This is a genomic window from Acidovorax sp. Root267, assembly GCF_001429215.1.
GTDB lineage: Bacteria > Pseudomonadota > Gammaproteobacteria > Burkholderiales > Burkholderiaceae_C > Acidovorax > Acidovorax radicis.
This window is the reverse complement of the sequence record NZ_LMJC01000001.1, coordinates 951288-965432: the sequence shown is the minus strand read 5'-3', so window position 1 is coordinate 965432 and position 14145 is coordinate 951288. Positions and strand designations below refer to the sequence as shown.

Below are 14145 nucleotides of genomic sequence, written 5' to 3'. Positions count from 1 at the left end.
GTCATTCCTCAGCGGCCTGGCCGCGCGATGGGTCAGGGGCTTGGCTGGCGGCGCTGGAGTGGCTCTGGCCCGCGTGGCTGTCAAACGCGCCGACGTATTCGGCGCTGTCAAAACCGTGCTTGTGCAGCAGCTGCTTGAACTGCTGCAGCCCGCGGGTGGCCACGGGGCCGAGCTTTTGCGCCAGGCGCACGGTCAGGATCTCAATCACCACCAGGTGGGCCAGATAGGCCTCGGTGCCCACGCGCATCACCGCGTCCTGTGGCACCGACACGGCCAGCACCAGGTCGGCCACCTCCGCCAGCGGCGTGCCGGGCTGGGTCAGCGCCACCACGGTGGCGCCTTGGGATCTTGCAAACCGCGCCGCCTCCAGCGCATAGGGCATGCGGCCCACGTGCGAGATGACAAAGGCCACGCCATCGGGCCCCAGCGTGCTGGCCGACACGAGCTGCTGGTGCGCATCAAAAATCGCGTTGGCCGTGCAGCCCAGGCGGAACAGGCGGCTTTGCAGCTCGCTGGCCATGAAGGTGGAGGCGGCACCGACCGAGTAGCAGTCGATGCGCCGCGCCTGCGCCAGCCGCTCGGCCACGCGGTCGAGCACTTCGGCGTCGAGGTTGCGGCCCAGCTCGGTCAGCGACGACACGGCCGCGTGCACGATCTTGCTGGCCACGTCCTGCGCGCTGTCGTCGGCCAGCACGCTGCGGTGCAGGTGCGAGCCCGACACAGCCAGATCCTGCGCCAGGGCGACCATGAATTCGCGCACCGAGTCGTGGCCAAAGCTGCGGCAGGTGCGCACGATGGTGGGCATGGACACGCCCGCCTGCTGGGCCAGTTGTTCCACGGTGGCGACCACGGCGGCGCGCGGGTCGTCCAGCACCACACGCACCACGCTGCGCTGCGCCTCGGGCAGGTCGGGCTGGCGCTCACGCAGTTGCTGCAGCAGGCTGGTAGGGTTTGGTTTGGACATGGTCAAAAACGGGTGCTGATGGCGCGGGTGATGGTGCCTGCGTCGTCCACGACGGGCAGCCAGCGCCATTTGTCAAAAGTGGTGCAGGGGTGCGAGATGCCCAGGGCCACCAGATCGCCCACGGCAGGGGCAGGGCCTGCAGCGGGGTCGTAGCGCAGGTAGGCGTGGTGGTCGTTGAGCGCGCTCACCGTCCACCCGGTGGGGGTGCTGGCAGCGCGGCGCTCGTGGCGCGGCGCCCAGCGCACGGGCACGGGCATCTCCAGATCGTACGAGACATCGCGCCGCCCACCGGTGAGCAGGGCCAGCCCAGGCTCGGGCACTGATTGCACCATGGTCCAGACTTCGAGCGCGGGGCGCAGCGAGGCGTCCAGCCCCTCGCGCTGCTCCACATGCTTCAAGAAGCGCTGGTAGTTGCCATGGTCGTGCGTGATGTAGCAGCCCGAGCGCAGCACGCCCAGCACGGGCTTGGACAGGCCCTGTGTGCGCAGCAGCGGGATGACCAGGTCGAACACCGCCGAGCCGCCCGCCGTCAGCAAAATCTCTGGGTCGGAAAACAGGCCCTGTGCATCGCAGGCGCGGGCCACCTCGGTCACACGGCGCACCAGGGCGGTGACCTCGCGTGCGTCGTGCTCGCTGTCGCAGCGGGCCACGCCGCCTTCGTAGCATTCGACGCCGCCCAGCTGCACGGCGGGCGATTGGGCCATGGCCTGGGCTAGCGCCAGGGCTTCTTCCAGCGTGCGGCAGCCGGTGCGCTGGCCTTGCACGCCCATCTCCAGCAGGGTGTCCAGGCGCCGGTCACCGCGCGCGGTGTGGCCACGCCGCTCGGCCCAGTCTTCAATGCAGCGCAGCTGCGCCAGGCTGTCGATGAGGAACCACACGCGCAGATCGGCGTGGCGCTGCAGCAGGGCGTGCAGCCCGTCCAGGTCGGCGTCGCACAGCACCTGGTTGGCAATGATGGCGCAGCGCGCACCGGCTTCCACCCCCACGCTGAGCTGGTACACGGTGGCAAAGGTCAGCCCCCAGGCGCCCGCCTGCAACTGCTGCGCAAACAGCTCGGGCGACAGCGTGGTCTTGCCGTGCGGGGCCAGGGCCACGCCCTTGCGCTCGGCGTAGGCCTGCATCCAGGCCAGGTTGTGGGCCAGGGCGCTTTCGCGGATGACGGCGATGGGCAAGGGCAGATCGCCCGCCAGCACATTCCAGCCGCGCTGGCCCAGGTCGGCGGGGCGGCTGGGCGCGGCGTGCAGCGGATAGCCCTTGCAGCGCTGGTCAAGCAGGAATTCTTCGGTCATGGTGCGGGGTGTGTCGGTGCGGTTTTCCAGCAGGCGTGCAGGTGGCCGGGGGCCACCTCGCGCAGCTGCATGTCGGCGCTGGCGCAGCGCGCCTCGGCCTGGGGGCAGCGGGTGCGGAACACGCAGCCCGAGGGCGGGTTGGCCGGGCTGGGCAGGTCGCCCTGCAGCAGCGCGATGCTGCGGCGCTGGGCGGGGTCGGGGATGGGCGCTGCGGCCAGCAGGGCCTGGGTGTAGGGGTGCTGGGGCTGGGCGTACAGTGCCTCGGTGGGGGCGATCTCCATTACCCGGCCCAGGTACAGCACTACCACGCGGTCGCACAGGTACTCCACCACGTCCAGGTCGTGCGAGATGAACAGCAGCGTGAGGCCCAGCTGCTCCTTCAGTTCGCCGAGCAGGTTCACCACCTGCGCCTGGATGGACACGTCCAGCGCCGACAGCGGCTCGTCGGCCACGATGAACTGGGGCTCCACCGCCAGCGCGCGGGCAATGCCGATGCGCTGGCGCTGCCCGCCCGAGAACTCGTGCGGAAAACGCTCGGCATGCTCGGGCCTGAGACCCACCTGCTCCAGCAGCTGGTGGATGCGCGGCAGTCGTGCGGCGCCCTTGGCCAGGCCGTGCGTATCCAGCGCCTCGGCCAGCACATCGCGGATGCGCATGCGCGGGTTCAGGCTGGCGTAGGGGTCCTGAAAAATGATCTGGATCTGCGAGCGCAGCGGCCTGTATTGCGACTGCGAGAGCTGGGCCAGGTCTTGCGGTGCGGCGCCGCCGTGGTAGCGCATCTGCCCGCTGGTCGGGTCCACCAGGCGCGTGAGCAGGCGGCCAATGGTGCTCTTGCCCGAGCCCGATTCGCCCACCAGGCCCAGGGTCTCGCCCCGGCGGATGGTGAAGCTCACATCGTCCACCGCGCGCACGGGGTGCGGGCCGCTGCCGAAGTGTTTGCGCAGGTGGGCAATCTCCAGCAGCGGTGCGGTGGTGTCGGTCGGTGCCATGGGCTGTGGGGTGTTCAGGACGGCGTTCATGCGCTCACCTCGGCGGGTTCGGTGTGCACCTCGCGGTGCAGGCAGCGCACCATGCTGCGTGGGCCGGTGGTTTCCAGCGCGGGCATGGCGTGGGTGCAGTCGGCCTGCTGGCGTGTGCAGCGCGGCGCAAAGGCACAGCCGGGTGGGGGCGCGAGGGGGCTCGATACCTGGCCCGGAATCGCCACCAGCTTGCGCCGCCCGGCAGCTATTGCATGGTCAGTCGCCTGCGCTTGCCGCCGCGCCACACCGGGCAGGCAGGCCAGCAGGCCGCGCGTGTAAGGGTGCTCGGGCCGTGCAAACAGGTCGTGCACGCGGGCCGATTCGACAATGCGCCCGGCGTACATCACGGCCACGGCGTCGGCGTATTGCGCCACCACACCCAGGTTGTGCGTGACGAACAGCATGCTCATGCCGGTCTCTTTCTGCAGCCGCCCCATCAGTGCCAATATCTGCGCCTGGATGGTCACGTCCAGCGCAGTGGTGGGCTCGTCGGCGATCAGCAGCGTGGGGTTGCAGGCCATGGCCAGCGCAATCATCACGCGCTGGCGCATGCCGCCCGAGAGCTGGTGCGGGTACTCGTGCACGCGCTGCGCTGCGGCCGGGATCTCGACCAGCTCCAGCATGCGGCGGGCGTGGGCCAGCGCGGTGCTGCGGTCCATCTTCAGGTGCAGGCGGGCCGACTCTGCAATCTGCTCGCCCACTGTCAGCACCGGGTTCAGGCTGGTCATGGGCTCCTGGAAGATCATCGCCAGCTCGTTGCCGCGCAGCGTGCGCTTGTCGGCCTCGGGCAGGGCCAGCACATCGACCTTGCGGCCGTCGCGCTGCACAAACCAGGCCTGACCCGTGACCTGCGCCTGCGAGGTGAGGGCGTGCAGGCCCATGAGGGTGAGGCTGGTGACAGACTTGCCCGAGCCCGACTCGCCCACCAGCGCCAGCGTCTCGCCGGGGTGGATGGCAAAGGACACATCGGCCACGCTCTGGATGCGGCCCGCATCGGTGGCAAAAGAGGTGGACAGGCCGCTGACTTCGAGCCGGGGCGCGGCGCTCATCGTGGAGGAGGTCATACGGTCTTCTTCAGTTTGGGGTCGAGCAGGTCGCGCACGCCGTCGCCCAGCATTTGCAGCGACAGGGCCGTGAGCACAATGGCCACGCCGGGGGCAAAGATGGTCCAGAAGGCCTTGTCGGCATAGTCCAGGCTGCCCGCGATCATGGTGCCCCAGGTGGGGATATCAGGCGGCACGCCCACTCCCAGAAAGGACAGGCCCGCCTCGGCCAGGATGGCGTAGGCAAAGATGAAGGTCACCTGCACCAGGATGGGCGACATCAGGTTGGGCAGGATGTGGCGCCACAGGATGAGGTGCGTGCGCACGCCCAGGGCGCGGGCCGCGTCCACAAACAGCAGCTCGCGCAGCACCAGCGTGGTGGCGCGCACCACCCGGGCCACGCGCGGGGTGTAGACGATGACCAGCGCCAGCATCACGTTCCACAGCGACACGCCCAGGATGGACACCAGCGCAATGCCCAGCAGGATGTCGGGGAAGGACATCATCGCGTCCACCACGCGCATCAGCGGTGCGTCGAGCTTGCGGAAGAACCCCGCAAACATGCCCAGCAGCGTGCCCAGCAGCACGGCGCCTGCGGCGGTGACCAGGCCAATCAGCAGCGAGTAGCGCGCGCCGTGCACGATGCGCAGCAGCACATCGCGGCCCAGCTCGTCGGTGCCCGCCCAGTGCGAGCCCGAAGGCGCGCGCAGCCGCTCGCTGATCGACAGGGCATTGGGGTCCGCATCGGACACCCAGGGGAAGACGACAGCGATGCTGGCCACCAGCGCAATCACGATGGCTGAGGCCAGCACCACCTTGCGGGCGAACAGGCGGCGCAGCACGGCCCGCAGGCGGTGCCAGAAGGAAGGGCTCGGGTTCATGGGGCTTCCAGGCGGATACGGGGGTCCACCAGCGTGTACAGAAAGTCGATGGCCAGGTTGATGAAGACGTAGATGGCGGCAATCACCAGCAACGTGCCCTGGATCACGGGGTAGTCGCGCCGCAGCACGGCACGCACCACCAGGTTGCCTACACCGGGCAGGTTGAAGACGGTCTCGGTTACCACGGTGCCGCCAATCATCAGCGCCATGGTCAGCCCCAGCACAGTGACGATGGGCACCAGCGCATTGCGCAGCACATGCTTGACCATGATGGTGCCCTCGGGCAGGCCCTTGGCGCGGGCGGTGCGCACGTAGTCTTCGCCCAGGATGTCGAGCATGGAGGCGCGCGTGAAGCGGATGATGAGCGCCGAGTTGAGCAGGCCCAGCACCAGCGCGGGCAACATCAGGTGCTGCAATCGCTCGCCCAGCGTGGCCGTGGGGTCGCCGTAGCCCGAGGCCGGAAACCACCCCAGCTTGACCGCAAACAGCTGGATGAGGATGAGGCCCAGCCAGAAGCTGGGCACGCTGGCGCCCAGCATCGCCACGCCGCTCACGGTCTGGTCGGTGGCGCTGCCGCGCCAGACGGCGGCGGCCATGCCGCAGGGCACGCCCACCAGCGCCGCAATGCCCACGGCAAACAGCGCGAGGAACAGCGTGGGCTCGGCCCGCTCCAGCAGGGCCTGGGCCACGGGGCGCTGCAGGAACAGCGACTGCCCCAGGTTGCCCTGCAGCAGCTCGCCCACCCACAGCCCAAACTGCACGGGCAGGGGTTTGTCCAGCCCGTACTGCGCGCGGGCCTGGGCAATGTCAGCGGCGGTGGCCTGGTCGCCCAGCAGCAGCGCCACCGGGTCGCCCGAGGCCAGCCGCGTGAGGCAGAACACCAGCACCGCCACCAGGGCCAGCACCACCACGGCGCCGCCCAGGCGCTTCAACAGAAATCGCATCATGGTGCTGTCTGCCCCTGCTTACTTGGCCAGTCCCGTGTTCCAGAAGAACGGCCAGATGGCTGGTGTGTAGCCTTGCAGCTTGGCCGAGCGGGCCGACAGGCCGTTGAACTTGCCCACTTCGATGAACGGCACTTCGTCGTACACCACCTGCTGCACCTTGCCCCACAGCGGGCCGCGCTTGGCTGGGTCGGTCTCCTGGTTGAAGGCGGCCAGGGTGGATTTCTTGGCGTCAGACTCCCACCAGCCGGGCGCACCGTCACCCAGCTGCGGGGGCGAGAGCATGGGCTCGGGGAACAGGCCCGAGTGCGTGAAGTACACGTCCCACAGCTTGGGGTCGTTGCGGCGCTGCACCAGTGTGGCCCAGTCCACCACCTGCAGCTCGGTCTTGAAGCCCGCCTTCTTGAGCTGCTCGGACATCACCAGCGCCATGTTGTAGTGGAACTCGTACTGGCGGCTGGCCATGATGCGCACCGGCTGGCCGCCGTAGCTGGCCTTGGCTGCCTGGTCCTTGGCGGCTTGCGGGTTGCGCTCGTTGTAGAGCTTGCTGCCCGCGTCCGAGTAGTACGGCGTGCCCTTGGGGAAGAAGTTGGGTTCCACCACAAAGAAGCGGTTGTCGCCAAAGCCTGCGGCCAGCAACTCGCCTGTGCCCACAGCGGTCTGCACCGCACGGCGCAGCGGCTGCGAGGCCAGCACGCCTTCCTTGGTGTTGAACACGATGTACGGAAAGCCAAAGTTCTTGGTCACGATGGGCACCACGGCCGGGGCGCCTTTTTCGATGCGGCCAATGGCCTCCACGGGCAGCAGGTCGGCGTACTGGAACTGGCCCGAGAGCGCGCCTTCGACGCGTGTGTTGGCGCTGGGCACGGGCACAAAGCGCAGCTCATCAAGCAGCGCCTCGCGCTTGCCGGCGTAGCCGCTGGCGGCTTCCTTGCGGCTGGCGTAGCCGTCAAAACGCACCAGCACGGTGAACTGGTCGGGGCGGCGTTCCTTGAACTGGTAGGGGCCGGTGCCGACGAAGTCCTTGAGCTGGGGCGCAATGCTCTCCTTGGCCATGATGGCGGCCATGCCGCTGGGCAGGGCCAGCTGGGCCAGCAGCGGTGCGTAAGGGGTTTTCAGCTTCAGCTCCACGGCCAGTGCGCCCTTGGCGGTGAGCGAGGCGACCTCTTTGCCCACGGCCTTGCCACGGGGGTTCAGCTCCATCCAGCGCTGCAACGAGGCCACTACATCATCGGCCGTCATCTCGCGCCCGTTGTGGAACTTCACGCCCTTGCGCAGGGGGATGGTGTAGGTCAGCCCGTCTTTGGAGACGGTGGGCAGGCCCTCGGCCAGCATGGGGGCGATGGCCCAGTTGGCGTCGAAGGTGTACAGCGGCTCGTACACGTGCTGCATGATGGTGCCCACCAGGTCGGCGGTGCTCACCATGGGGTCCAGGCCCTGGGGCTCGCCCACCATGGCGAGGTTGGCGGCGCCGCCCTTGGATGGGGTGGCGGGGGCCGTTTGGGCCCAGCTGGCGCTGCAGGCCAGGGTGAGGGCGGCGGTCAGCGCCGCTGCACCCAGCAGATTGCGGCGGCCCCGCAGTTCAAGCGTTGGCAGCGGATGCTGCACTAGGTTGGTTCCAGACGTTTGCATTGCACACCTCGAAGTAATAGGATTACACGAATAAGCACATTCGATGCCAGAATTGCGAACAATATGGGCATTTCTGGAAAGAAGTTTGTAATATCTTTACTCAAAGGAGCGTTTTCCATGCCAGTAGAAACCCTCGGCCAAGCGCCGCTCGCGTCCGATCGCCTCGCACGCCCCCTCTCGCCCGCCACCCGTGCAGGCGACTTCGTTTTTGTCTCGGGCCAGGTGCCCACCGACGACCAGGGCCAGGTCATCGTCGGCGGTATCGAGGCGCAGACGCGCCAGGTGTTCCAGCGCGTCAAGGACGCCCTGGCCCTGGCCGACTGCACCCTGGCCGATGTGGCCAAGGTCAGCGTCTGGCTGGCCGATGCGCGGGACTTCGGCAGCTTCAACCGCGTGTACATGGAGTGTTTTGGCGACCACCGCCCCGCACGCTCCACGGTCGAATCGCGCCTGATGATCGACGCCAAGGTCGAGATCGACGTGACGGCCTACAAGCCGCGCGGCTGAGCCATGACTGCGGCCAAACAACCCGTGTGGGATGTGGTGGCGCTGGGCGAGGCGCTGGTGGAGTTCAACCAGACCCGCCCTGGCGAGCCGCAGTACCTGCAGGGCTTTGGGGGCGACACCAGCAACGCGGTGATCGCCGCGGCCCGCGCAGGTGCACGCACCGCTTACCTGACACGCCTGGGCAGCGATGCCTTTGGCCAGGCGCTGCTGGACCTGTGGGCGCGCGAAGGCGTGGACACCACGGCGGTGGAGCGCGATGCGCAGCACCCCACGGGCATCTACTTTGTGACGCATGGTGCGGCCGGGCACGAGTTCAGCTACCTGCGCGCGGGCTCGGCCGCGAGCCGCATGGCACCTGCGTGGTTGTTGGATGCATCGGCGAATGGGCCCGCCACCGTGCTGCAGCAGTGCCGCATCCTGCATGTGTCGGGCATCTCGCTGGCGGTGTCGGCCTCGGCCTGCGACACGGCTTACGAGGCCATGCGCGTGGCCCGGGCGGCCGGGGCGCGCGTGGCGTTCGACCCCAATCTGCGCCTCAAGCTCTGGCCGCTGGCACGGGCGCGGGCCTGCATCGCGCATGCGGTGTCGCTGTGCGACATCTTCCTGCCAGGCCTCGATGACATGGCTGCGCTGCTGGGCCTGCACGATGCCCATGCGATTGCCGACTGGGGCCACGCGCAGGGCGCGGCCATGGTGGTCGTCAAGCTGGGGGCCGATGGGGTGTTGCTGAGCAGCGCCGACCCTGCCGCGCCGCGCCAGCGGGTGCCGGGCCGCAGTGTTGCGCTGGTGGATGCCACCGGCGCGGGCGACTGCTTTGACGGCAACCTGCTCGCGCGCCTGGCGCTGGGCGACGACCTGGCCGCTGCCGTGCGCTATGCCAACACGGCGGCATCGCTCGCCGTGCAGGGCTTTGGCGCGGTGGCACCGTTGCCCACGGCGCAGCAAGTGGGGGCGTTGCTTTAGCCATGCCATGAGCCCAGCCCGTGGCAGTGGATTGCCATGGGCTGCGGCGATTGCCTCCGAGAGTTTTGATGCACCGGCGGAGGTGTGCTTTGGGGGCATCGATCATCGCGTGAAGTAAGCGCGCAATGCGATGCTTCCGAAGGCATGTGCAGCGAAGAAGCCGGACTTGGTAGCCATGCGCGGCGAGTTGACGGATGAGTCAGTCGATGCCTTGTGTGATCTGGTCTGCGGCAATATCGCGCGCCAGCTGCTGCACTACCCTGGGGTCGGCACCGTGTCTCAGATGGTGTGCGGAGTGTTTTAAAACCCACGCGGCCAGTAGCCAGGTGCGGCAACCCGGCTAGAAAACCCCCAGCTCCATTCCCTGTGCCATCGCTTCGCCCAGGGCCCGGCAGCGTTGCAGCTCTTCGCTGCGGATACTTTTGGTGGCCAGGATGGCTTCTGGCGTCTGGGCACGGGTACAGACAATGAGGGGCTCTGCGACGGGCCGCAGGCGCCAGCCGGTGGCAATGCGTTCAATCTGCCTGGCCGCGTTGTGCCCGTCACTGCCGGCGCAGATCAGGCATGCATAAGGGCGGCCATTGACGTGGTCGAGCACCGCATAGTAGCTGCGGTCAAAAAAATCCTTGAGCTGCCCGCTGATGGCTGCGAGGTTCTCTGGCGTGGCAAAAATGAACCCCTCCGCAGCCAGCACATCTGTGGCGGCTGCTTGCGCGGCATGCAGCAGCCGCACATCCACACCGGTATCCGCAGACGCACCGGCACGCGCGGCCTCTGCCATCTGGCGCGTGCCATCGGTCATCGAGTGGTAGACGATCAACAAGGTCTTGCGGCGGCTCATGGGTAAAGCATAGTCCTGTGGCTGTAAGGCGTCAGAAAATGTGTGTCCTGCCATGCAGGGGCGGCCCCATTGACCCGCATTCGAGAAGCGCGTTCAATCCGCCAAGAGGCCCCGGTCGGTTGCAAACTGTCGCAATCGGTACGCAGGCCAGTGAGCACGGTACCGAGCCGCCCGGAACGCAGATTCCATCCTTGCTGAGGTGACACCATGAGCATTGCCAGACGTCTTCATGCCATTTCCTTCCTGCTGATTGCAGGGCTTGCCGGGATCGCCATGCTGGCCTGGGTCTATCTGGGTGAGGTTAATCACCAGACCGAACTCGTGGCCCGGGAAGAGGTGCCGCGCCAGCTTCAGGCCAGTGCGATGGAGCTGAACGTCACGCGGGCCTCCCTGCAGGTGCGCCATGCCATGCTGGTCCGCACACCCGAAGACCTGGCCGCAACGCTGGCGGATATCGGCGAGAAAAAGCGCCTGATTGACAAAGACCTTGCGGGCTTCCAGCAGGCAGCGGATACAGCGTCGGAAAAGGCCCTGAGCGCGGAATTGTCCAAAGGGCTGGAAGCCTTCTGGCGGGTTGCAGAACAGAACCTGCAATTGATCAAGGAAGGAAAGAAGGAGCCCGCATTTGACTTTCTCGTTGCGTCCACGATACCCACCCGCAATGCCGTCCTGGCGGTTCTTGCCAAGGAAAAAGAGCATCAGTCCCAGCTGCTCGGGGCCAGCCTTGCCGAGATTGAGCGGGACGTCAGGCTGACCTTGCGTGCGCTGGTCAGTGCCGTCGTGGCGGTGGGGATTGGGCTGCTGCTGTTTTCGTGGCACATCGGCGCCACCCTTCAGCGCCGGGTGGCCGCGTCGCAGGCCGTGGCCGACCGTGTCAGGGATGGCGACCTGACCACGCCGGTGGTGGATGCGTCCAGGGACGAATTCAGTCCGCTTCTCGCCGCATTGGCCGTGATGCAGGACTCGTTGACCCGGATCGTCAGCCAGGTGCGCAACGGTTCTGAAACGGTGGCGGCGGCCAGCGCACAGATATCCATCGGCAACAGCGACCTGTCCACCCGGACGGAGAACCAGGCCAGTGCGCTGGAGGAGACGGCTGCCGCCATGGAGGAGCTCAACTCCACGGTGCAAACCAATGCGCAGAATGCCCGGCAAGCCAATGTGCTGGCGCAAAACGCTTCCACGGTCGCCAAGCAGGGGGGCGACGTGGTGTCGAAAGTGGTGGACACCATGAGTGGCATCAACGAGAGCTCCAAGAAGATCTCCGAAATCATCGGTGTCATTGACGGCATTGCTTTCCAGACCAATATCCTGGCGCTGAATGCGGCTGTGGAGGCCGCCAGAGCGGGTGAGCAGGGGCGGGGTTTTGCCGTGGTGGCCTCGGAAGTTCGCAGCCTGGCTGCGCGCTCTGCGGCAGCGGCCAAGGAGATCAAAACGCTCATCGCCACGAGTGTCGAGCGCGTCGAGGCTGGCACCATGCTGGTCGGCACCGCCGGCCAGACCATGAAGGAGGTGGTTTCGTCCATTGAGCGGGTGACGGAGACGGTGGCGCAAATCAGTGCTGCCGGAACCGAGCAAAGCGAAGGGGTGAACCAGGTCAATGTGGCGGTGAACCAGATGGACCAGGCCACCCAGCAAAACGCAGCGCTGGTGGAGGAGATGGCCGCAGCGGCCTCCAGTTTGAGCATCCAGTCCAAGAGGCTGGTGGACACCGTCGCTACGTTCAAGCTCTCCAGTTCGGCTCCGCAGCTGGAGTCTGGTCAGCATGCCGGTCAGCGGTTGATGCTGGCCTGAAAGTCAGCGCCCCGGCGGCCGGCCCTAGTGGGTGTGCCGCGAATCAGGGTGGGCAAGGCGATCCTTGCGCAGGGCCAGCTTGCGGTACAGCGTCTGGCGGCTGATGCCCAGGGTGCGTGCGGCATGGCTCACATTGCCCCGGCAGCTCTCCAGCGCCTGCTGGATGGCCGATTGGGACAGTTCATCCAGGTTTTGCGGCGGACGCGCCATGGCTGCCGGGGTGGCGAAACGGTCAGCCTTCTGCAGCTCTTCCAGAAAGTCATCCGGCAGGTGGTGCCATTCCACCACCTCCTCGTGCGCGTCCAGCATGGCGCAGGCTGTGCGCAGTACGCTGGTGCACTGCCGCAGATTGCCCGGCCAACGGTGTTTTTCCAACGCGGCCATTAGCGAAGGGGCCAGGCGAAGGTGGCGGGCGGGTTCAATGTCCTGGAGCATGCGCAGGCTCAGCGCTTCAAAGTCGGTGCGCTCGCGCAAGGGGGGCAGTTCGACCGCCAGCCCGTTGATCCGGTAATAGAGGTCGGTGCGAAACCGCCCCTGTTCCGCCTCTTCGCGCAGCTTGCGGTTGGAGGCGCAGATGAGGGCGAAATCCACGGCAACCGGCTGCGCGCTGCCCAATGGAATCACCTGCCGCTCCTGCAGCACGCGCAGCAGCCGCGTCTGGAGGGCCAGTGGCATGTCGCCAATCTCATCCAGAAACAGTGTGCCGCCATGGGCTTCCCGCAGCAGGCCCAAACGCCCCTCCCGCCGGCCACCCGTGAACGCCCCGGGGCTGTAGCCAAACAGCTCGGACTCGATCAGCGACTCGGGCATTGCCGCGCAGTTGATGGCGATGAAGGGGCCGTCACGGCGCGGGCCACTTTGGTGTGCACTGCGCGCAAACCATTCCTTGCCCACCCCGGATTCGCCCTGGATGAGCAGTGCGATGGGCTTGCCAAGAATGCGCCGTGTTTTGGCGGCGGCTGCGCGCCAACGGGCATCACCGGTGTCCAGCTGGGCCAGTGCATCCTCGGGGGGGCGGGTGGGCATGGACGGGGCCAGGGTCCGCACCGTGCGCTTGTCAGGCACAAGCTGCCCAAAAAGCGAGGCGCCATCGTGCCTTCGCAATGAAAGGGGGGCGTCGGGGCGGCGGTGGTGGCGCGCCAGAAGCTCTTCAAGGCCCACATTCAGGATCTGGTCCAGCGAGATGCTGCCCAGTTGCGCCACCGAAAGGCGCAGCAGCGCCAGCGCACTGCGGTTGCCGCCCACCACCCAGCCGTCTTCCGAGACCAGCGCGATGCCTTCGGCCACGGTGCCAATGCCCTCGGGGTGGGTGTGCAGGTGCAGGCGGACATGGCGTTGGCTGCCCGACACCAGCAGCCGGTTTTCGATCATGTGCGCAGCGGTGCTGACCAGCCCCAGCGTGTGCGGGTTGCCCCGGCTGTGTTCGCTGGAGATGTCCAGAATGCCCAGTATCTGCCCCGTGGCAGACAGGATGGGTGCGGCGGCGCAGGTCAGGAATCCGTTGCGCTCCAGAAAATGCTCCGCGCCATGCACTTCCACGGGCGCCATTTCGGCCAGCGCCGTGCCGATGGCGTTGGTGCCGCGCTGCTTTTCGTGCCACGAAGCGCCACTGGTCAGGGCCACCCGTTCGGCCTTGCCGAGAAAGTAGGCGTCGCCACAGGTGTCCACCAGCGTTCCGCAGGGGCTCGCCAGCACCACCACGCTTTGGCTGTCGCGCACCTGCTCAAACAGGTACTCCATCACGGGGCGCGAATGCGCCAGCAACTCCTGGTGGTGGCCGCGCAACTGCCGCAAGGCCTGGTGTTCCAGGTTGTCGGGGTTGCCCAGCCGCCCGGTGGGTAGCAGGCCGCTGTCCAGGCTGCGCTGCCACGACCGTGCCAGGCGCTCGTCCACGAGGCCACTGGGGCATTGGCCCGATTCCAGCAGGTGCTGGCGGGCTTGCCGCAGTGCCACAGATGTGGAAGTGGATCGCATGGTGTTTGTCTCCTGCCCGGGCGTCATGAACGCGCCCTGTTTGAAAGCCAGTATGGCGGTGGCCAGAGGCCAGGGCAATAGCGATGGCCGCGGGGCTGCTTCAACTGTTCCATTTCGTGACAGGTGTCGCGTTCTGGAGCGGACACCTTAACGGCCGATGGGTTGTGCTTTCTTGCGAACACGCAAACAAAGCCATAAAAATCAACCACTTGGAAGATTGGCTGGGTTGGCACGGGTTTTGAGTCATGTCCTCTATCTGGCGGCGCGGTGTGCCGAGCAGATGTCCACAAATCC

At 67.1% G+C, this 14145-nt stretch carries 12 protein-coding genes; 3 read left to right on the top strand and 9 right to left on the bottom strand.

Annotation, left to right across the window (positions count from 1 at the left end; genetic code table 11):
• Position 1: 1 nt before the first annotated feature.
• Genes ASE39_RS04240 through ASE39_RS04210 form a run of 7 tightly spaced genes read right to left on the bottom strand, consistent with a single transcriptional unit; the run spans position 2 to position 7772 of the window.
• Positions 2-964 carry a MurR/RpiR family transcriptional regulator gene (locus tag ASE39_RS04240; RefSeq protein ID WP_057270262.1) on the bottom strand — a complete coding sequence of 321 codons (963 nt, stop codon included), beginning with the start codon at positions 962-964 and terminating at the stop codon, positions 2-4.
• A gap of 2 nt (positions 965-966) precedes the next feature.
• Positions 967-2253: an amino acid deaminase gene (locus ASE39_RS04235; RefSeq protein ID WP_057270261.1), complete on the bottom strand. Its 1287-nt coding sequence runs from the start codon at positions 2251-2253 to the stop codon at positions 967-969.
• Positions 2250-3272: an oligopeptide/dipeptide ABC transporter ATP-binding protein gene (locus tag ASE39_RS04230; protein ID WP_010466588.1), complete on the bottom strand. Its 1023-nt coding sequence runs from the start codon at positions 3270-3272 to the stop codon at positions 2250-2252. Before ASE39_RS04230 ends, ASE39_RS04235 begins: the two co-directional genes overlap by 4 nt.
• The gene (locus ASE39_RS04225) at positions 3269-4336 is read right to left on the bottom strand and encodes an ABC transporter ATP-binding protein (RefSeq protein WP_057270260.1); all 1068 of its coding nucleotides are present in this window, start codon (positions 4334-4336) and stop codon (positions 3269-3271) included. Before ASE39_RS04225 ends, ASE39_RS04230 begins: the two co-directional genes overlap by 4 nt.
• The gene (locus tag ASE39_RS04220) at positions 4333-5196 is read right to left on the bottom strand and encodes an ABC transporter permease (RefSeq protein ID WP_057270259.1); all 864 of its coding nucleotides are present in this window, start codon (positions 5194-5196) and stop codon (positions 4333-4335) included. Before ASE39_RS04220 ends, ASE39_RS04225 begins: the two co-directional genes overlap by 4 nt.
• On the bottom strand, positions 5193-6143 hold the full coding sequence (locus ASE39_RS04215) for an ABC transporter permease (RefSeq protein WP_057270258.1): 951 nt from the start codon (positions 6141-6143) through the stop codon (positions 5193-5195). The genes ASE39_RS04220 and ASE39_RS04215 overlap by 4 nt, the downstream gene beginning before the upstream one ends.
• A gap of 18 nt (positions 6144-6161) precedes the next feature.
• On the bottom strand, positions 6162-7772 hold the full coding sequence (locus ASE39_RS04210; RefSeq protein ID WP_057270257.1) for an ABC transporter substrate-binding protein: 1611 nt from the start codon (positions 7770-7772) through the stop codon (positions 6162-6164).
• Positions 7773-7889: 117 nt separating this feature from the next.
• Here ASE39_RS04210 and ASE39_RS04205 point away from each other — a divergent pair, with 117 nt between their 5' ends.
• Positions 7890-8279, top strand: a complete 390-nt coding sequence (locus tag ASE39_RS04205; protein ID WP_057270256.1) for a RidA family protein — start codon at positions 7890-7892, stop codon at positions 8277-8279.
• Between the two features lie 3 nt (positions 8280-8282).
• Positions 8283-9242, top strand: coding sequence for a sugar kinase (locus ASE39_RS04200; RefSeq protein ID WP_057270255.1), 960 nt, complete (start codon positions 8283-8285; stop codon positions 9240-9242).
• Between the two features lie 340 nt (positions 9243-9582).
• Here ASE39_RS04200 and ASE39_RS04195 read toward each other — a convergent pair whose 3' ends face one another.
• Positions 9583-10083 carry an NAD(P)H-dependent oxidoreductase gene (locus tag ASE39_RS04195; RefSeq protein WP_057270254.1) on the bottom strand — a complete coding sequence of 167 codons (501 nt, stop codon included), beginning with the start codon at positions 10081-10083 and terminating at the stop codon, positions 9583-9585.
• 207 nt (positions 10084-10290) lie between these two features.
• Here ASE39_RS04195 and ASE39_RS04190 point away from each other — a divergent pair, with 207 nt between their 5' ends.
• On the top strand, positions 10291-11877 hold the full coding sequence (locus ASE39_RS04190; protein ID WP_057270253.1) for a methyl-accepting chemotaxis protein: 1587 nt from the start codon (positions 10291-10293) through the stop codon (positions 11875-11877).
• A gap of 24 nt (positions 11878-11901) precedes the next feature.
• On the opposite strand, the gene ASE39_RS04185 is transcribed toward ASE39_RS04190, so the two are convergent.
• On the bottom strand, positions 11902-13851 hold the full coding sequence (locus tag ASE39_RS04185) for a sigma-54-dependent Fis family transcriptional regulator (RefSeq protein WP_057270336.1): 1950 nt from the start codon (positions 13849-13851) through the stop codon (positions 11902-11904).
• Positions 13852-14145: the final 294 nt, after the last annotated feature.